Genomic DNA, 18810 nt, shown 5'->3' on the forward strand with positions numbered 1-18810 from the left:
GGGGTGGGGGGTGCACGTCACACAGGTTCACCACAGGCTCAGCGCACGTCCTTGCCGAGCAGCTCCGGGGCGTCCGGGTCCTCCGCGAGGTACCGCGTGACGTCGTCCGTCGCGATCGCCTCCGTGAGCGGCGCGAGCAGCTCGAGGTCAAGGTTGACGATCGACTGCTTGCCGTCGGGGCTCCACCCTGTCCCCGCGACCGGCGCAGTGAGGAAGGCGACGTCGCTCGACCGCAGCCCCTTGAGCTCCGTCGCGAGCCGCACGAGATCGTCGAGCCCCAGCCCGTCGTCGACCGCGACCGAGCCCGACACCGTGGTGACGAACTTCGTCGCCTTCGCAGGGTCCGTGAGCGTCCCCTGCGACACCGCCTTCGTGAGGATCGCGCGCGCCCAGTTCTGCTGCCGCTTCACACGGTCGAAGTCGCCGCCCGGCAGGCCGTACCGCTGCCGCGCATAGGCGAGCGCCTGCTTGCCGTCGAGCACGTGCGTGCCCTTCGCGACGATGAGACCGCCCAGGCCGCCCGAGTCGTACACGTCCTGCCCCACCGTGATCTCGACCCCGCCGAGCGCGTCGGTGAGCTCGGTGAACGAGTCGAAGTCGGCGATCGCCACGTGGTCGATGCGCACGCCCGTGAGCGTCTCGACCGTCTGCACGAGCAGCGCCGGCCCGCCGTAGGAGTACGACGCGTTGATCTTCGCCATGCCGTGCCCCGGGACGTCGACCCACGAGTCGCGAGGGATCGACATGACGCTCGCGTGCTCGCGGTCCCCGTCGAGGTGGACGAGCATGATCGCGTCCGTCCGCTGGGCACCCGCCTGCCAGTCGCTCGGGTCGCCCGCCGAGATCCGCGAGTCAGAGCCGAGCACGAGCACGTTGAGCGGGTCCCTGTCCGCGGGCACGACCGGCGCCGGTCGCGTCGGCCGTTCAGCCTCCGGGATCGACGTGAACGGGTCACCGAACCGCTCGACGCGCGAGTTCAGCCACAGCGCGCCACCACCGAGCGCGAGCGCCACGACGAGCACGAGCCCGCCGAGCGCGACGAGCGCGACGACGAGCGCGCGTCGGCCTGCCCTGCGCTCGCGCACCTCACCCTCGTCAGGCTCTGCCGCAGGCGTCGTCGCCTCCTGGAGCGGGGTCGGAACCGACTCGTCGTCATTCCCCTGTGTCGTCATCTGCCCAGGCTAGGGGCGTGCCACCCGGAATGTCAGGGAACGAACACCATGACCGCACGACCTTCACCCCGCGCCTCGATGCGGCCCGAGGAGTCCGGCACGAACACCGACTCGCCCTGCGTGAGGGCAACCTCCGAGCCCGCCGCGGTGCGCAGCGCGAGCGTGCCCTCCGTGCACAGCACGATCCGCGGGCCGTCCTGCGTGAGGTACGTGGCCCGACCTCGTTCGGTGCGCGTCGGCTCGACGAGCGCGAGCGCAAACTCCTGCGCGGGCGCCCGCACGACCGCAGGCCGTCCCTCCGCGCCAGGCACGACCGCCGGCCGCACAGGTGCGACGTCCGCGTAGTCGACGACACGCAGCAGCTCGTCGACGTCGATCTTCTTGCGCGTGAGCCCCGCGCGCAGCACGTTGTCCGAGCTCGCCATGACCTCGAGCCCCAGCCCCGCGAGATACGCATGGACGACGCCCGCACCGACGAACACCGTCTCGCCGGGCTCGAGCGTGAACCTGTTGAGCAGGAGGGAGGCGACCGCGCCCGGGTCCCCGGGATACCAGTGGGCGAGGGCCGCGACGGTGCCGTACGCCTGCTGCGAGCCGAAGCCCTGGGCCAGCTGCTGCTCGCAGCCCCTGACCGTCACCTCGATGTCCTCAGGCTTGATCCTGCCCCGCGCACGGAGCACCGCCTCGAACGCGGACCGCATCCCGTCCGGCGTCGGAGATCCCCGAAGCGCGCACCGGATCGTGTCGACGAGCTCGCCCTCGAGCGGCTCGAGCAGCTCGAGCACCTGCCGGGGCCGGCGGAAGCCGCACAGCCCCTCGAAGCGCGAGAGCGCGAGCAGCATCTCCGGCTTGTGCTGGTCGTCGTGATAGCTGCGCTCCGGGTTCCCCGCGGGGAGTCCCGTGAGCTCGTCGTGCGCGAAGCCCGCGGCGGCCTGCGCGAGGTCCGGGTGCACCTGCAGCGACAGGGGGCGCGAGGCCCCGAGGATCTTGAAGAGGTAGGGCAGGCGCGGCCCGAAGCGCTCGATCACACGCTCGCCGAGCAGCCCCGCCGGGTCCTGCGCGACGAGCTCGTCGAGCCCGCGCCCCTTGATGCCCGACGGGGCCGACGGGTGCGCGCCCATCCACACCTCGGCCACCGGGCGACCGTCGGCCGGACGCCCCAGGAACGCCGGGATCGCGGTCGTCGATCCCCAGTCGTAGTGCTTGACCGGGTTCGTGAGGCGGTACATCGGGCTCCTGTCTCGGCCCGGCGGGAGCCGGGACGGCCGAGGCCCCGGGCACGTCGCGTGCCCGGGGCCTCGTTCGATCGTCCGACCGAGCCTAGCGAAGACTCAGATGCCCAGCAGGACCTGCAGCGGAACGAGCGTGAAATACACGACGAACATCGCCGAGGCGACCCACATGAGCGGGTGCACGCTGCGGACCTTGCCCGTCGCCGTCTTGATGACGACGTGGGCGATGAAGCCGACGCCGATGCCCGCAGTGATCGAGTACGCGAACGGCATGATCGCGAGGGTGAGGAACGCGGGGATCGCGATGTCCGGCGACTTCCAGTCGATGTCGAGGACCTGCGTCATCATGAGGTAACCGACGATGACGAGCGCCGGGGCGGCCGCCTCGTTGGGGATGAGGTTGACGAGCGGCGCGAGGAACGTCGCCAGCAGGAAGCAGACGCCCGTGACGACTGCCGCGAGACCCGTGCGGGCACCTGCAGCGACACCCGTCGTCGACTCGACGTAGCTCGTGTTCGACGACGCCGAGGCCATGCCGCCGACCGCGGCGGCGACGGAGTCGACGACGAGGATCTGCGTCGCCTTGGGCGGGTTGCCGTCGGCGTCGAGCAGCTTGGCCTCCGAGCCGACCGCGACCATCGTGCCCATCGTGTCGAAGAAGTCCGCGAGCAGGAGGGCGAAGACGAGGAGCAGCACCGAGACGACGCCGATCTTGCCGAACGCGCCGAAGAGCGAGAAGTTGCCGACGAGCGAGAAGTCCGGAACGGCGACGGGCGAGCCGTCGAGCGCCGGGACGTTCTGGTGCCAGCCCTTGGGGTTGACGACCGCGGGGCCGAGGCCCGCGACCTTCTCGATGACGAGCGCGACGACCGTCGCCGAGACGATCGCGATGAGCAGCGCACCGCGGACGTTGCGCGCCGTGAGGACGACCGCGACCGTGAGGCCGACGACGAAGACGACGACGGGCCAGGTCTGCAGCGAACCACCGATGCCGAGCTCGAGCGGCGTGCCGCCACCCTGACGGACGAAGCCCGCGTTGACGAAGCCGATGAGCGCGATGAACAGGCCGATGCCCACCGAGATCGCCGTCTTGAGCGTGCGCGGGACCGCCTTGAACACTGCGGTGCGGAAGCCCGTGAGGACGAGCACGAGGATGACGAGACCCTCGAGGACGACGATGCCCATCGCGTCGGCCCAGGTCATCTTCGGCATACCGGCGATCTGGAAGGCGACGACCGCGTTGAGGCCGAGACCGGCGGCGAGCGCCATGGGGAAGTTCGCCACGAGGCCCATGAGGATCGACAGCACGCCGGCCGCGAGCGCGGTCACCGCAGCGATCTTCGCGAGGTTGTCGTCCGCACCACCGAGGAAGGCGCCGGTGCTGTCCGGGACACCACCGAGGATGAGCGGGTTGAGGGCGATGATGTACGCCATCGCGAGGAAGGTCACGAGGCCGCCGCGGATCTCCGCACCGATCGTCGAGCCGCGCTCGGAGATCTTGAAGAAGCGGTCGATCGCGCTTGCGGGCGCGACCGTGGAGGGGGAGGAAGTCATGCCCCGCATATTCCCACGGGAATGCAATTTCATGCGGGAACTTCTCAGGTTCCGGACTCGTTGAGGCATCTTCGACCTGGTCCCGACCTCGGGCGGGGACCTCTGTCCTACCGGGCGTCGTGCCCTAGCCTGATCGGAGCACATCACCGCACCCAGGAGGACCCGCAGCCGTGGCACACGGAACCCCGCCCGCACCGCGCCCACGGATCGTCGTCATGGGCGTCTCCGGCTGCGGCAAGTCGACGGTCGCGACGCTCCTCGCCGCACGTCTCGGCGTGCAGTTCGTCGACGCCGACGACCTCCACCCCGATGCGAACGTCGCGCGCATGAGCGCGGGCATCCCCCTCACCGACGACGACCGCGCACCCTGGCTCGACCTCGTGGCCGCGACCCTCGTCGCGGCCCCCGACGGCCTCGTCGTCGCGTGCTCAGCCCTGCGCCGCACCTACCGAGACCGCCTGCGGGCGGGCGCTCCGGGCACCACCCACGTCCACCTCGACGGCGCGCCCGAGCTCCTCGCCGCACGCCTCGGCGCCCGCACCGACCACTTCATGCCCTCGTCGCTGCTCGGTACACAGCTCGCGACGCTCGAGGCCCTCGCGGACGACGAGGTCGGGATCAGGCTCGACGTCGCCGCGACACCCGACGAGCTCGCAGACGCGGCCGCCGACTGGTGGAGGGCCGCGAACCTCCGGCAGTGACGCTGACGGCCGCGCCTCAGCCGCGAGGGACGACGACGACCGCGAACGCTCCCGCGCCGTAACCCGAGACCTCGACGTCGAGGTCGAGACGCGCGACGTGCGCCGTCACCCACTGCCCGACGTCCCCCGGGAGCGCCGCCCCCGGCTGGTGCATCGTCGTGAACCGCAGGTGCGGCGCGCCGTCCGCGTTGAACAACGACGCGAGCACGTTGCAGATCTCGCCGAAGTTCTCGAGCTGAGCGGCGCTCAGCTCCTTGTACCTCACCGAGGCTTCGACCTCCTTGGCCGGCACGAGACCGATCGCCGAGCCCGCCGCCGCAGCCAGCTCGAGCTCAGCGACGACGAGCGCCGCCAGCTGCATCTGGTCGTCGACGTACTCCGCGACCGTCACACCCAGACCGCGCGCGGGGTCGATGCCGCGACCGCGCACCGCGACGTTGACGTCCCGCCCGACAAGCCCCTCGAGGAGCTCGCGGGCTGCGAGCGCGCTCGGCAGCGGCGTCGGGGCGCTCATGCGAGCACCGGCTCGATCGCGTCGCGGAACGCCTCCGGGGTGAACGGCTTCGACACGAGGAACAGCGCCCCCGCCTCCTCGGCCTGGGCCCGCATCTCCGCCGACCCCTCCGACGTGATGAACGCGAACGGCACGTCGTCGCCCGCAGCGCGCAGCGCCCTCAGCAGCTCGATGCCCGTGAGACCGGGCATGTTCCAGTCCGAGAGGACGAAGTCGGGCTGCTCGGCGCGCGCCTTGTCGAACGCGTCCTGCCCGTCGACAGCCTCGAGGATCTCCCAGTCGTACCCCGCCTGACGCAGCGTCCGCACGACGATCTGCCTCATGACGCGCGAGTCGTCAGCGACCATGACATACAGGCTCATGTCAGCCCCTCTCTCCTTCGTTCCTGCTTCGTCCGGTCTCGCAGCTCACGCGACGTGAGCGAGCGAGACGACCACCACGCGACCACGCCACACGAGCGGGACCCGCACGACGAGCACGCCCTCGGCAGCGACCTGCCCCTCGGCGACCTGCGGCAGCGAGAGCGTCGCGAGCGCCGGCAGCAGGGCCTTCACATTCCCTCCGACGACGTTCGCGATCTCGCCGAACGCGTCGACGACGTCCTCGTGGGACACGACGGCGTCGTCCGGCTCGCGCAGCAGCGCACGCACGAGCGCCTCGACGTCCCCGCGCTCCGCGACGACACCCGTGCGCACAGCGCCCGGGACCCCTTCCGACCGCATATCGACCCAGGCCGAGACCGGGTCCGTCCATCCGTCCGGGGTCGCGCCCTCGTGCACGAGGACCTCACCGTCGTCCACGAGCGCAGCGAACACGTCCTGCGCGATCGCGACGACCGTCTCCGGCGTCGCCGCCGCAGCGTCGATGACCGTCATGACACCTCCTGCGGCAGCAGCCCGAGCCAGTCGAGCTTGTCCCGGATCGCGTCCGGGCTGAACGGCTTGATGACGTACTCGTGCGCACCCGCGGCGAGAGCCTTGACGATCTGCCCGTGCTCCGACTCGGTCGTCACCATCATGAGCGTCGTCTCGCGCCACTCGCGGCGCGCCCGGACAGCCTGGACGAACTCCAGGCCGTTCATCACGGGCATGTTCCAGTCGATGCAGCACAGCGCGACAGGACCGGAGTCCTCCATGCGCGCGAGCGCCTCCTGACCGTCAGCAGCCTCGACGACCTCGAACCCGAGATCGCGCACCACCCCCGCGACGATCCTGCGCATCGTGCGCGAGTCGTCGATCACCAACGCCTTCATGAGGTCCTCCCTGGGCCCAGGCGGTACACGGACGTGCGGCCGACCGGGACGCGTTCCCACGCGTCGTCGACGCCGACTGTCGTCTCGGCGGCGCCGAGGACGAGGAACCCTCCGGGTCGCATCACCTGCGCCATGCGGCGCAGGATCTGCTGCTTGACCGGGAGGTCGAAATAGATGAGGACGTTGCGCAGGAACACGACGTCGAACGGCCCGCCCGCGGGAGGCGCGTCGAGCAGGTTGTGCCGCAGGAACCGCACGCGCTGGCGCATCCGCGCGTCGATCGTCCAGGCCGCGCCCTCGCGCCGGAAGTGCTTGACGAGGTACGGGGCCGGCAGACCGCGGTTGACCTCGAGCTGCGTGTACGAGCCCGAACGCGCCTTGTCGAGCACCTCGTTCGACAGGTCCGTCGCCGTGACGTTGACCAGCGCGTGCTCAGGCAGCAGCTCGTCGAGCATCATGACGATCGAGTACGGCTCCTGACCCGTCGAGCACGCCGCCGACCACACGTCGAGGCGCGGCACGACCCGCCCCTCGAGGAGCATCGGCACGATCATCGAGCGCAGCGCGTCGAACGGCTGGTGGTCACGGAACCACGACGTCTCGTTGGTCGTCATCGCCTCGACCACCGCCTCCTGCAGCCCGAGGTCGCTCCCCTGGCGCAGCCGGCGCACGAAGCCCTCGACATCGTCCCCCCGCTCGCGCGCGAGCGGCGCGAGACGAGACTCGACGAGGTACTCCTTGCCCGGGCCCAGGCTGATGGCCGAGCGCCGCCGCACGAGATCGGCGACGAACTCGAACGAGTCGAGGGTGAGCGTCATGACGCGCCTCCCACCGTGAAGGCGCCGGAGTCGGCACACCTGGACATGATCGCGTCCGCGACCACGTCGAGCGGCAGGATCCGGTGCGTCGAGCCCGCGGCAGCGACCGCACCGGGCATCCCCCAGACGACGGACGTCGCCTCGTCCTGCGAGATCATCGTGCCACCCGCCTCGACGAGCTCGGCGGCGGCTGCAGCGCCGTCCTGCCCCATGCCCGTGAGCACGACGCCGAGCAGGTGCGGGCCCAGAACCGAGAGCGCGGACCGCACCATGACGTCGACGCTCGGCCGGCAGAAGTTCACGGGCGGGCTCTGCGTGAGCACGATGCGCGCCGCGGTCGCCGTCCCCGCGAGCTCGAGGTGGAAGTCGCCCGGTGCGACGTACACGTGACCCGGTCGCAGGACGTCGCCGTCGGACGCCTCGACGACGGTTGACGGGCCGAGCCGGTCGAGGCGCAGCGCGAGCTGCGCCGTGAAGAGCGGAGGCATGTGCTGCGTGACGATCATCGGCACGGGCAGCGGACGACGCAGCCCGCCGACCACGCGCGAGAGCGCCTCGGGACCACCTGTCGACGAACCCACGACGACCGCACGCACCGGGTGCGTCGGCGCTGGCGGCAGGACGGCCGGGGTGCGTCGCACCGAGACCCCGCGCAGACCCCCGAGGGCCGGGGCAGGGGCGGGGGCAGGAACCGTCGCACGGGCCGGGGCCGCGCCCAGGGCGGGGCGTGCCCCGGCGGGCGCAAGTGCCGTGGGGCGCGTTCCACGCCCCACGAGAGCACGCAGCTTGGGCACGAGCTCGCCCGCGACCCGCGAGAGCGCCTCCGCGAGCGACCCGACGTTCGAAGGCTTCGTCACATAGTCGCTCGCGCCCGCCGCGAGCGCGTCGAGCGTCGACGACGCGCCACGGGCCGTGAGCGTCGAGAACATGACGATCGGCACACGCACACCGCGGCGGCGCAGCTCACGGACGGCCGTCACGCCGTCCATCTCCGGCATCTCGATGTCCATCGTGATGGCGTCCGGGCGCAGCTGCTCCGCCTTGAGGAGCGCGCGGGCACCATCAGAGGCGGTCCCCACGACCTCGACGTCCGTCTCGGACTCGAGAGCCTGGACGAGGAGCCTGCGGATGACGACGGAGTCGTCGACGACAAGAACCCGTATCGGCACGACGCACCTCCTCCCTACCTCACGACCTGGACGCACCGGACGGCGCACCCGGGGCACGCAGCCCCACGCCCTGCCCATCGGTCGCGGACCGCCCGTCGTGAGCGGTCCGCGACCCCGGGTCAGAAGACGAACGCGTCGACCCGCTCCCGCAGGCCGCGTGCCGCGCCCGCGAGGTGCTCGGCCTCGGGCCGCAGCTCCTGCGCGACCGCGCTCGACATGCGCGTAGCCTCCGCGACCGAGGCGATCGCCTCCGCGATCCTGTCGGCGCCCGTGGACGCCCGGCCCACCGAGCCGCCGAGCTCCGCGCTCGTCGCCGTCTGCTCCTCGACCGCCGACGCGATCGTCGTCTGCATGTCGCTGATGCGCGCGACCATGTCGCGCACCTCCTCGATGCGCCGCACGGTCTGCGCCGTGCCCGCCTGGATCGCGCCGACGCGGTCGCCGATGTCCTGCGCCTGGCGCTCCGTGACGAGCGAGAGCTCCTTGACCTCGTCGGCGACGACCGCGAACCCGCGGCCCGCCGCACCGGCACGCGCCGCCTCGATCGTCGCGTTGAGCGCCAGGAGGTTCGTCTGCTTGGCGATGCGCGTGATCGCGCCCACCACCTCACCGATCTCCTCGCTCGCACGCTCGAGCTCGAGCACCGTCGCGACCGTCGAGCTCGTGACGTCCCCCGCGGCCGACGCCATCTGCGCAGCCTCCGAGGCGCTGCGCGCGATCTCCCGGATCGAGACGCCGAGCTGCTCGGTACCCTCGGCCGCGGTGACGACCGAGGAGCGCACCTCGCCCGCCTCGCCCGCGACCGTGCCCGCCTGCTCCGACGCGCTCGCCGCCGCCGAGCCGGCCTGGGCCGTACCGGTCTCGACCCTGCCCGCGCCCTCGATGACGAGGTCCGTCGTCTCCCGGACCCCCGCGAGGAGCTGCCCGAGCGACGCACGCGCCGTGTTGAGCGCGTCCGCGGCCCGGCCCAGCTCGTCACGCGTCGTGACGCGCGGCCCCCGCGTGAGGTCGCCCTCGGCGATCGACTCGATCGAGCGCTGGAGGTCGCCGACGTCGCGGCGGATGCGCCGCGTCACGCGCAACGCGACGAGCGCTGTCCCGGCGAACCCGGCAAGCAGCACGACGAGCACGACGACGAGAGCGCGCCGCACCGTCGCCGACGCGGCGGTCACGGACTCCTCGAGACGGGAGTCCATGAGGCTCTCGAGCGCGTCGAGCTCCGTGCCGAGCGTCGCGACGAGCGGCACGTACTCGCCCTGGTAGTGCGGTCCGAAGTCCGTGCTGCCGCTCCCGAGCAGCTCCATGAGCTCGGCCCGCACCTCGCTCGTGCGCCCGACGGCGTCCGCGACCGGGCCGAGGACGGCGGGATCGAGGACCTCCTGGAGCGCAGAGACCGACTCCGCGACGACGACGTCGTTCTTGTTGAGCTCGTCGAGGAGCCCGTAGAGGGTCAGGACGTTCGACGTCGCCGACGCCTGCGCGATGAGCGCGCTCGACCTCTCGGCCTGCGCACGCAACCGCGCCACGGGCATCGCGACCTGCGAGCTCGTGCGAGCGAGATCCTTCGTCGCGTCCGAGAGCGCGGTCACCTGTGCGATACCCGTGAACCCGAGCGCCGCGAGGCACAGTGCTGCCACCACGACGAGCGCGACCATCTGGCCGCGGAGCGTCAGCCGTGTCAGGGCGACGACGGGTGCGTCCGGCAGGATCGCCGTCCCTGCAGGGACGGGTGACCCGTGCGCGGACACGGGCTGTTCGTCGGAGAGCACGTGCGCGGGCTCCGCGTCCGCGGACGCGGCGCCTGCGGGAGCCACGTCACCGGCCGGGCCCGGACGACGCACACGCTGCCGCACGAGCCGGGCCGGTGCACGCGGGTCCAGCCGGGACAGCAGAGGTGCGAGGGACGCACGCGGGCGCGTCACGACACCAGCTCGTCGGCAGGCTGCAGCGCGAGCGCAGCGACGACGTCGAGCAGGAGCAGCAGCTTCCCGTCGAGCTTGTGCACGCCGACGACGAGCGCACGCATCGCCGCACCAAGCGTCTCCGGGACGGCCTCGTACGTCGCGTCGTCAACGTCGAGCACCTCGCCCACCGCGTCGACGAGGAGGCTCACCGCCTCACCGTCGACCTTGACGACGACCATCATCGCCTCGGCGCCCGGCCCGAGCGGTACGAGCCCGAGCATCGGGCGCAGGTCAACCGTGAGGACGACCTGACCACGCAGGTTGACGAGCCCGGCGACACCGGGCTGCGCGAGCGGCACGAGCGTGCGCGGCTGGTGGCCGAGCGTCTCCTGCACGAGAGAGACAGGCACGCCGTACGTCGCGCCGTCGATCTCGAAGGTCACGAGCTGGGTCGTCACGAGGCCACCGCCATGAGCGAGTCGGCGTCGACGTCTCCGTCGACGGGAAGAGGGTCGGAGAAGTAGCCGGGATCGGCCGAGCCGAGGACGACGGGGAGGTCGACGAGCTCCGTGACACGGCCGCCGAGCGACACGAGCTCGACGATGCCGTGCGTGTCGGCCACCCGCCGCTCTTCGGAGGTGTCCGCGACGATCTCGACGATCGCCCCGACGACCATCGCGACTGATCGCGCGCCACGCGTGAAGACGACGACGTCGAGCGGCCCCTCTCCCGCCGGCTCAGCTCCGAGCACGGACGACAGGCGTAGCACCGGCAGGATTGCGCCGCGATAGCGCAGCACCTCACGGTGGCCCGCGACCTCGATGCGCGACGGGTCGATCTGCTCGAGGCGCGTCACCGCGTCGAGCGGGATCGCCGCCCGGCGGTTCTCGTCGAGCGCGACGACGAGGAGGTCCCGCGTCGACGTCGTCGTCACGGCCGCGGATACGACCGTGCCGACCTGTTCGACGAGGTCCGCGACGAGCGACCGGCGCGCGATCGCCTGGACGTCGAGGATGAGCGCGACACGTCCGTTGCCCATGAGCGTCGCCCCCGCGTACGTCGCCGCGGCGCGCAGCTGCGAGGCGAGCGGCTTGACGACGATCTCCTCGGTGTTGAGAACGCGGTCGACCACGAGGCCAAAGCGCAGGTTGTCGGCACGCAGCACCGCGATGACCATCGAGGAGCCAGCGTCGCCGGGCGTGCGCAGCACGTCGCGCAGCCGCACGAGCGGCAGCAGCTCGCCGCGCAGCCGGTAGACCTCCGACGCACCGACGTGCTCGATCGAGCCCACCGTGCGGGCCGTGTCAAGCGCGACGAGCTCGAGAAGGCTCACCTGCGGGATCGCGTAGATCTCGGTGCCTGAGACGACCGTGAGCGCCGGCATGATCGCGAGCGTCAACGGGATCCGCAACCGCCACACGGTACCCGTGCCGACCTCGGACTCGACGTCGACCTGACCGCCGATCTCCTCGAGGTTCGCGCGGACGACATCCATGCCGACGCCGCGGCCCGACACGTTCGTCACGGTCTCCGCGGTCGAGAAGCCCGGCAGGAAGACGAGGGACTGCAGCTCCGAGACGCTCATCGCGTCGAGCTGCTCGACCGTGCGCAGGCCACGCTGGAGGGCCTTCGCCGCAACCTTCTCCGGGTCGATCCCACGACCGTCGTCCCTCACCTCCACGACGACCTGACCGCCCGCGTGGTAGGCACGCATGACGAGGCGGCCCGGACGGGGCTTGCCCGCAGCCTCGCGCTGCTCGGGCGTCTCGATGCCGTGGTCGACCGCGTTGCGCACGAGGTGCGTGAGCGGGTCCTTGACAGCCTCGAGGAGCGACCGGTCGAGCTCCGTCTCGCCACCGACCATCTCAAGGTCGACCTGCTTGCCTGCCCCGTTCGCGAGGTCGCGCACGACGCGCGGCATCTTCGACCACACGTGCTCGATCGGCTGCATGCGCGTCTTCATGACGCCCTCCTGCAGCTCGGTCGCGATCGTCGAGAGGCGCTGCGCCGAGCGCAGGAGCTCCGGGTCCGTGTCCCGGCCCGTGTTCTGCGCGATCTGGTTGCGCACGATGACGAGCTCGCCCACCTGCCGCATGAGCTCGTCGAGCAGCTCGACGTCGACACGGATCGACGTCTCGACGCTCGCCGAGCGCGTCGCACCGCCTGCGACCTGGGCCGGGGGCTGGGCGACCGTGGTCGTGGCCGCGTGCACGTCCGCGCGCGCGCCGCGCGAGCGCGGGGCGACCCGGGACGCTCCGACGACAGGGGTTGCGGTGGCGACGGAGACCGCGGCCTGCGTCGGGGCCGCGGCGACGGCCACGAGCTCCTCGACCGGCTCGGCCACGTCCTCGGGGACCACCGCGTCGACCCGCTCCGCCGCGACGGCGGGCTCGCTCGCGTCGACAGGCTCCGCGACGCCGTCGAGCATCCGCTGGATCCGCGCGACGACGGCCTCGGTCTCGACGCCGTCCTCGAGGCTCGACTCCTCGATGCGCTCGAGGATCGCCCGCACCGTGTCGACCATCTCGAGCAGCACGTCCGTCGTCGGCTGGTCCATCTGACGCTCGCCCCCACGCAGCTCGACGAGGAGCGACTCGCCGACGTGCGTCACCGACTCGAGCGCATGGAACGACAGGAAGCCGCTCGTGCCCTTGATCGTGTGGATCGTCCGGAAGATCGAGCCGAGCAGCTCGCGCGATCCGGGGTCGGACTCCAGCGCGACAAGGTCCCGGTCGAGCTGGTCGAGGTTCTCGGTGCTCTCGATGAGGAACTCTCGGACGATCTCGTCGATGCCTTCCATGGCACTCCTTCGGCGGGGCTGCACGCACGGCCGGAACGACCGTCAACCACCACCATCGGACGCAGGAGAGCCTCCATGAGGCGTCGCGCACCTCCTCGCACCCGCCGTCGTACACACCGGCGGGACGCTACTCCGGACGCTGCAGCCCGCCGAAGATGTCGCGCACGTCGTCGTCGCTCACGTCGACCGCGCTCGCGGCCGCGTTCGCGTCCGACACCGCGACAGCAACCTCCGCACGGTGCACCCTCGTCGACCGGGGGGCGTCGATGCCGAGGCGCACCGCGTCTCCGCGCAGCTCGACCACCGTCACGACGATGTCGTCACCGATGAGCACACTCTCACCGACCTTGCGACTCAGCACCAGCATGGTGAGAGGCTAACCCAGGAACGCCCTCACCCTGTCAGCGACGGCACCTCTCGATCCGGCCTCTCGCCGTCGGGTCAGTCCCAGACCGCGTCGTCGAGACGCTCCGCCAGGGTCGCCGCCCACACCGGTGCGGACGCCGCAAGACCGTCGAGCATCCCCACGGGAACCCCGAGCGAGAGCACGTGAGCGGGGGCGGAGGACCCCTCGACGCCGACGACGCCGAGCGCGTCGACCGTCCGGTGGTCCCGGACGAGCGCGAGCCAACGGCGCGTCTCGACCGACGACCGACCGACGTCGACAGCCGCCCACAGCTGCACTGGGCGCAGCACGTCGAGCATCGCGACCGCACGCTCGCGCCCCGCCCGGTGCGCCGGCACCGCGAGCGCGACGACGACCGCGACGTGCGAGACAGCGAGCCGCTCCGCGAGAAGCGCGGCGTCCTCGACGTCCACGAGCCTGATCTGGTCGTTCGGCGCGTCGGCGCCCGGGCCGCCCTCAGCCGGGAAGCCCGCACGGTCGTGGTCGCCCGCGAGGACGATGCGCGACGGGGCGACGCCCGCACGTCGCGCGACCTGCTCCGCGACGGCCGTCACGACGCCAGATTCGCCGACGACGACGATCACGCCCCCGTCGGGCCGCACGACCGCAGGAGCCTTCTCGACGTGCACGAGCACGGAGGACAGCGCGACCCGCACCCCCGGCGACGGCGGCACGTGACCGAGCGCCGCGGCCACGACCTCCGAGGGCACGCCGACCTCGAGCAGCTCGGGCACCGTCACCCCGGAGCGAGGCGCGACCACGGGGCGCTGCACGAGACGCGACGGTGCGGGCACGCGCACGGCCGCGAGCGCGTCCGGCTGCTCCAGATCGTCAGGCACCGCACGCAGCGCGCGCGGACGCACAGCGGGCACGTCCGCCGACGGCGCGACGCCCTGCGCCGCGACGAGCGCACGCACCCGGTCGAGCACCTCGGCGAAGTCCGATCCGTCCGTCGAGAGCCCGGCCGACGGCGGGGCGTCCACGCCCGCGGCGCGCGCCTCTGCCGCGTCCGCGGCGTCGAGGAGGTCCTCGAGGGACGAGGGCCCGACAGCCGACGCGCCGGGGACGAGGCCGTCGTCGTCCGGGACATCGACGAGCACCTCGAAATACTCCTTGGCGAAGAACCCGCCGACACCGCCCGAGCGCACCCGCTCCGCCTGCACGACCTTCGCGCGCGGCCCGTGCTCACGCCGCGCCCGCGCGACGAGCGCATCGAGATCAGGGCCCTCAAGCAGCAACCGCCGGGACATCGTTCACCACCCCGACAGGCTCGATCCGCTGCACCGTGCCCGTCACCTCGGCGTACGACATGACAGGGACGTCGCCCAGCTGCGAACGCACGAGGCGCGACAGCGCCGGGCGCAGCGCGGGCGCGCACACGAGCACGGGCTCCCGGCCCTGGGCCGCCCCCGCCACGCGCAGGTCTCGCACCCGCTCGCAGAACGCCGCGAGCCGGTCCGGGTCGAACGCGATCTGCGTGCCGCCCTCGCCCGCCCGCAGCGCCTCGAGCAGCCCGTGCTCGAGCACCGGCTCGATCGTGAGGACCGGCACGACACCCTGCACGGTGCGCTGCGCCGTGATCGCCGGCGCCAGAGCACGCCGCGCCGCCTCGACGAGCCCCTCGGGGTCCGTCGAGACGCGAGCCCGCGTCGTCAGCGCCTCGAAGATCCTGCCGAGGTCCCGCACCGAGACGCCCTCAACGAGCAGGCCTGCGAGGACGCGCTGGACCTCGCCGAGCGGAAGCAGGCCCGGCACGAGCTCGTCGACGACCGCCGGGCTGACCTGCTTGAGGCTCTCCGTGAGGACGCGCACGTCCTCGCGCGTGAGCAGCCGGTCCGCGTGCTGGACGACGATGTCCGAGAGGTGCGTCGCGAGGACCGAGACCCGGTCCACCACCGTGGCCCCCATCATCTCCGCGGAGAACCGCGACTCGGTCGGCACCCAACGGCCGTCGAGCCCGAACACGGGCTCACGGACCGGCTCGCCCGGGAGCGAGCCCAGATCGTCACCGAGCGCAAGGACACGCCCGGGCGGAAGGACGCCCGTCCCGACCTCGACGCCCGCGACGAGCACCGAGTACGTCGCCGGCGGCAGCTCGACCGAGTCGCGCGTCCGCACAGGCGGCACGACGATTCCGAGGTCGAGAGCGATCGACCGGCGCAACGAGCGGATCCGGCCGAGCAGGTCGTCGCTCGCCCCCGGACGCACGAGGTCGACGAGGTCGGGCGCGAGACGTACCTCGAGCGCGTGCACACGCATCTCCTCGAGGATCTGCTCGGTCGCGTCGCGCTGCGGCTCGGCCTGGCCGGCCCCCGCCTCGAGCTCGGCCGCGGCCTCACGCGCGGCGTCACGACCCCGGATGCGCCGGCTCGCGAGGACGAGGACGATGCCGACGCCGAGGAACGGCAGCTTCGGCATGCCCGGCAGGAGAGCGAGGCCGATCGACGCGCTGCCCGCGATGAGCATCGCGGTGCTCGACTGCGAGAGCTGCGCGCCCGTCGCCGTCCCGAGGTCGGAGTCGCTCGCGGAACGAGTGACGATGAGGCCGGTCGACACCGACAGCAGCAGCGCCGGGATCTGCGTGACGAGACCGTCGCCGATCGTCAGCAGCGAGTATGTCTCGAGAGCCTCGCCCGCGCTCATTCCTCGCTGGGCCATGCCGATCGCGAAGCCGCCGACGAGGTTGATGACCGTGATGATGATGCCCGCGATCGCGTCGCCCTTGACGAACTTCGAGCCACCGTCCATCGCACCGTGGAAGTCGGCCTCGGCCGACACCTCCGCACGACGGCGTCGCGCCTCGTCCTCCGTGATGAGACCAGCGTTGAGGTCGGCGTCGATCGCCATCTGCTTGCCCGGCATCGCATCGAGCGTGAAGCGCGCCCCGACCTCCGCCACACGCCCCGCACCGTTCGTGATGACGACGAACTGGATGACGACGAGGATGAGGAAGATCACCATGCCGATGACGAGCGAACCACCGATGACGAAGTGACCGAACGCGCTGATGACCTCGCCCGCATAGCCGTCGCGCAGCACGAGGCGCGTCGAGGCGACGTTGAGACCCAGTCTGAACAGCGTCGCGACGAGGATGATCGACGGGAAGATCGAGAAGTCCAGCGGCTTCTTCACGTACATGCTGATGAGCAGGATCATGAGCGACCCCGCGATGTTCACGACGATGAGCACGTCGATGAGCGCCGCGGGCAGCGGCACGACGAGCATGAGGACGATGCCGACGATCCCCACGGGCACGGCGAGGGGTCCCACCTTCTTCATCGCACGGACTCCTGGGGATCGTCGGTGGCGCGGCTGACGGAAGCCCCATCGGCCGGCGGCGGCGAGGGTTGAGAGGTTCGCGGCTCACGGGCACGACGCTGCCCCTCGCGCCGCGACCGCAGGCGGTCCGCCCGCGACATCGCAGGGACCGCGGTGGTCTTCGGCATCGTGTGGTGGCCCTGGCCCGCGCCACGCTGCTTGAGCGCCATGACGAACGCGAGCACCTGCGCGACGGCCGTGAAGAGCTCCGTCGGGATCTCCTCGCCGACGCGGCACGACGCGTAGATCACGCGTGCGAGAGGCACGTCGTGCACGAGCGGCACGCGGTGCGACTCCCCCGCCTCACGGATGCGCGCGGCGAGCGCACCCTTGCCGGCCGCGACGAGTCGCGGCGCACCCGTGCCGGGCTCGTAGCGCAGCGCGACCGCGACGTGCGTCGGGTTGACGACGACGACGTCCGCCCCCGCGACGTCCGCGATCATGCGGTTGCGGCTCATCGCAAGCTGCCGCGAACGGATCTGCCCCTTGAGGAGGGGGTCGCCTTCCGACTGCTTGTGCTCCTCCTTGATCTCCTGCCTCGACATGCGCGACTGCTTGCGGTTCTTGCGCACGACGACGACGAGGTCGAGCACGGCGAGCCCGAGCCCGGCCGCGACGGCGCCGACGACGAGCGCCCGCACCGCACCTCCCGCGATCCCGAGGAGCGACATGAGCGAGTGGCCGCCCGCCGCCGTGAGCTGCGGGACGATCGATCCGACTGCCTGCCACAGGACGAGCCCGACCACGACCGTCTTGAGGAGAGCCTTGAGGCCCTGCCACAGGGACTGCACGGAGAAGACCCGCTTGAGACCCTGGACGACGTTGAGCTGCTTGAACGACGGCTTGAGCTTCTTCGTCGAGACGTGCAGGCCGCCCTGCGCGACGTTCGCGACGACGGCCGCGAGCACGACGACGACGAGGACGGGCGTGAGCGTGCCGAGCACCGAGCCCAGTCCGTCCGTGAGGGCCGCGAGCGCACGCTCGGGGGACGGGTCGGAGATGACGTCGTCGAGCGTCGCGAGCTGTGCCTCGCCGGCTGCCCGGCCCGAGGCGACGACGCCCGGCAGCATGATCGCGGCGGCACCCACGCCTAGCCACGCCGAGAGGTCCTGGCTGCGCTGGAGGGCCCCGTCCTTGCGGAGCTTCTTCATCCGTTGCGGGGTGGCCTTCTCGGTCTTCTCCCCGCCCCCGGGCGCGTCGGCCACTACCCCGCCCCCAGGAGCCGGCCGAACGACAGCACCGAGTCGTCCGCGAGCCTCTCGACGAGGTGCGGCAGCGCGAGCATGACGAACGGCACGAGCAGGAGCGTGAGGAGGATCTTCAGCGGGAAGCCGAGGACGAACGCGTTGAGCGCCGGCGCGACGCGCGTGATGAGGCCGAGGGCCGCGTCCGCGAGGAACAGCACGACGACGAGGGGTCCAGCGACCTGCAGCGCGACGAGGAACATGCGGCCTGCGACGGCCGCGATCTCGCCCGCGACCGGGCCGAGGTCGAGCCCGCCGTGGAGCGGCACGACGTCGAAGCTCGCGGCGAGCCCCGCGAGCGTCACCTGGTAGGCGCCCGTGACGAACATGAGGACGACCGCGAGCATCTGGAAGAGCCGCGTGAACTGCGCACCCATGACCATCGACTGCGGGTCGTACGCCTGCGCGATCTGGAAGCCGCCGAAGAAGTCGATGAACGAGCCCGCCGCCGCGACGGCCGCGACGAGCGCGTACGTGACGAAGCCGAGCGCCGCGCCCACGAGCACCTGGACGACGAGAGCGCCGAGGAACGCGCTCATCTCCGTCGTCGTCGGCTCCTCGAGCCGCGGCAGCACCGCGAGCGCGAGCCCCACCGACAGCATCGCGCGCACGCGGGCCGGCACGGCCCGGTGCGAGAAGGGCGGAGCGAGGACGAGGAATGCGACGATGCGGACGGACGCGAGCGCGACCGTCTCGACCGTGGCGAGCGCGAACGACACCTCCATG

18 protein-coding genes are annotated in these 18810 nt (G+C 71.8%); 1 reads left to right on the plus strand and 17 read right to left on the minus strand.

The features are described 5' to 3' along the window. Positions 1-38: 38 nt before the first annotated feature. The 3 genes from G7063_RS12125 to G7063_RS12135 form a co-directional block, all read right to left on the minus strand. Positions 39-1172 (minus strand): LCP family protein, encoded by a 1134-nt coding sequence (locus G7063_RS12125; RefSeq protein ID WP_166414621.1) that lies wholly within the window; start codon positions 1170-1172, stop codon positions 39-41. Between the two features lie 32 nt (positions 1173-1204). Next, positions 1205-2401, minus strand: coding sequence for a mannose-6-phosphate isomerase, class I (gene manA, locus G7063_RS12130; RefSeq protein ID WP_166414622.1), 1197 nt, complete (start codon positions 2399-2401; stop codon positions 1205-1207). Between the two features lie 102 nt (positions 2402-2503). Continuing rightward, positions 2504-3967, minus strand: coding sequence for an NCS2 family permease (locus G7063_RS12135; RefSeq protein ID WP_166415353.1), 1464 nt, complete (start codon positions 3965-3967; stop codon positions 2504-2506). 161 nt (positions 3968-4128) lie between these two features. Here G7063_RS12135 and G7063_RS12140 point away from each other — a divergent pair, with 161 nt between their 5' ends. After that, entirely contained in the window at positions 4129-4659 is a 531-nt protein-coding gene (locus G7063_RS12140) for a gluconokinase (RefSeq protein ID WP_240916070.1), read from the plus strand. A 16-nt stretch (positions 4660-4675) separates the two neighbouring features. On the opposite strand, the gene G7063_RS12145 is transcribed toward G7063_RS12140, so the two are convergent. The 14 genes from G7063_RS12145 to G7063_RS12210 all read right to left on the minus strand — a co-directional run bounded on the left by G7063_RS12145 (position 4676) and on the right by G7063_RS12210 (position 18809). Beyond that, positions 4676-5173 (minus strand): hypothetical protein, encoded by a 498-nt coding sequence (locus G7063_RS12145; protein ID WP_166414623.1) that lies wholly within the window; start codon positions 5171-5173, stop codon positions 4676-4678. Continuing rightward, the gene (locus G7063_RS12150) at positions 5170-5535 is read right to left on the minus strand and encodes a response regulator (RefSeq protein ID WP_206188153.1); all 366 of its coding nucleotides are present in this window, start codon (positions 5533-5535) and stop codon (positions 5170-5172) included. The genes G7063_RS12145 and G7063_RS12150 overlap by 4 nt, the downstream gene beginning before the upstream one ends. A gap of 45 nt (positions 5536-5580) precedes the next feature. Continuing rightward, entirely contained in the window at positions 5581-6048 is a 468-nt protein-coding gene (locus G7063_RS12155) for a chemotaxis protein CheX (protein ID WP_166414624.1), read from the minus strand. After that, the gene (locus G7063_RS12160) at positions 6045-6425 is read right to left on the minus strand and encodes a response regulator (protein ID WP_166414625.1); all 381 of its coding nucleotides are present in this window, start codon (positions 6423-6425) and stop codon (positions 6045-6047) included. The genes G7063_RS12155 and G7063_RS12160 overlap by 4 nt, the downstream gene beginning before the upstream one ends. Then, positions 6422-7243 (minus strand): protein-glutamate O-methyltransferase CheR, encoded by an 822-nt coding sequence (locus tag G7063_RS12165; protein WP_166414626.1) that lies wholly within the window; start codon positions 7241-7243, stop codon positions 6422-6424. Before G7063_RS12165 ends, G7063_RS12160 begins: the two co-directional genes overlap by 4 nt. After that, positions 7240-8412, minus strand: a complete 1173-nt coding sequence (locus tag G7063_RS12170) for a chemotaxis response regulator protein-glutamate methylesterase (RefSeq protein WP_240916071.1) — start codon at positions 8410-8412, stop codon at positions 7240-7242. The genes G7063_RS12165 and G7063_RS12170 overlap by 4 nt, the downstream gene beginning before the upstream one ends. A 119-nt stretch (positions 8413-8531) precedes the next feature. Beyond that, positions 8532-10334, minus strand: coding sequence for a methyl-accepting chemotaxis protein (locus G7063_RS12175; protein ID WP_166414628.1), 1803 nt, complete (start codon positions 10332-10334; stop codon positions 8532-8534). Beyond that, positions 10331-10774, minus strand: a complete 444-nt coding sequence (locus G7063_RS12180; RefSeq protein ID WP_166414629.1) for a chemotaxis protein CheW — start codon at positions 10772-10774, stop codon at positions 10331-10333. Before G7063_RS12180 ends, G7063_RS12175 begins: the two co-directional genes overlap by 4 nt. Further along, positions 10771-13116 (minus strand): chemotaxis protein CheA, encoded by a 2346-nt coding sequence (locus tag G7063_RS12185; RefSeq protein ID WP_166414630.1) that lies wholly within the window; start codon positions 13114-13116, stop codon positions 10771-10773. Before G7063_RS12185 ends, G7063_RS12180 begins: the two co-directional genes overlap by 4 nt. A 127-nt stretch (positions 13117-13243) precedes the next feature. Then, complete coding sequence (gene csrA / locus G7063_RS12190; protein ID WP_166414631.1) at positions 13244-13483, minus strand: carbon storage regulator CsrA; 240 nt, start codon at positions 13481-13483, stop codon at positions 13244-13246. A gap of 74 nt (positions 13484-13557) precedes the next feature. Then, entirely contained in the window at positions 13558-14772 is a 1215-nt protein-coding gene (locus G7063_RS12195) for a hypothetical protein (RefSeq protein WP_166414632.1), read from the minus strand. Beyond that, a complete protein-coding gene (gene flhA, locus G7063_RS12200) occupies positions 14750-16801 on the minus strand; it encodes a flagellar biosynthesis protein FlhA (RefSeq protein WP_166414633.1) in 2052 nt (683 codons plus the stop codon). The genes G7063_RS12195 and flhA overlap by 23 nt, the downstream gene beginning before the upstream one ends. Continuing rightward, on the minus strand, positions 16798-18045 hold the full coding sequence (locus G7063_RS12205; RefSeq protein WP_166414634.1) for a flagellar biosynthesis protein FlhB: 1248 nt from the start codon (positions 18043-18045) through the stop codon (positions 16798-16800). Before G7063_RS12205 ends, flhA begins: the two co-directional genes overlap by 4 nt. Then, a complete protein-coding gene (locus tag G7063_RS12210) occupies positions 18045-18809 on the minus strand; it encodes a flagellar biosynthetic protein FliR (protein WP_166414635.1) in 765 nt (254 codons plus the stop codon). The genes G7063_RS12205 and G7063_RS12210 overlap by 1 nt, the downstream gene beginning before the upstream one ends. Between the last annotated feature and the right edge of the window lies 1 nt (position 18810).

The sequence above is a fragment of the Sanguibacter sp. HDW7 genome (assembly GCF_011300875.1).
Taxonomy (GTDB): domain Bacteria; phylum Actinomycetota; class Actinomycetes; order Actinomycetales; family Cellulomonadaceae; genus Flavimobilis.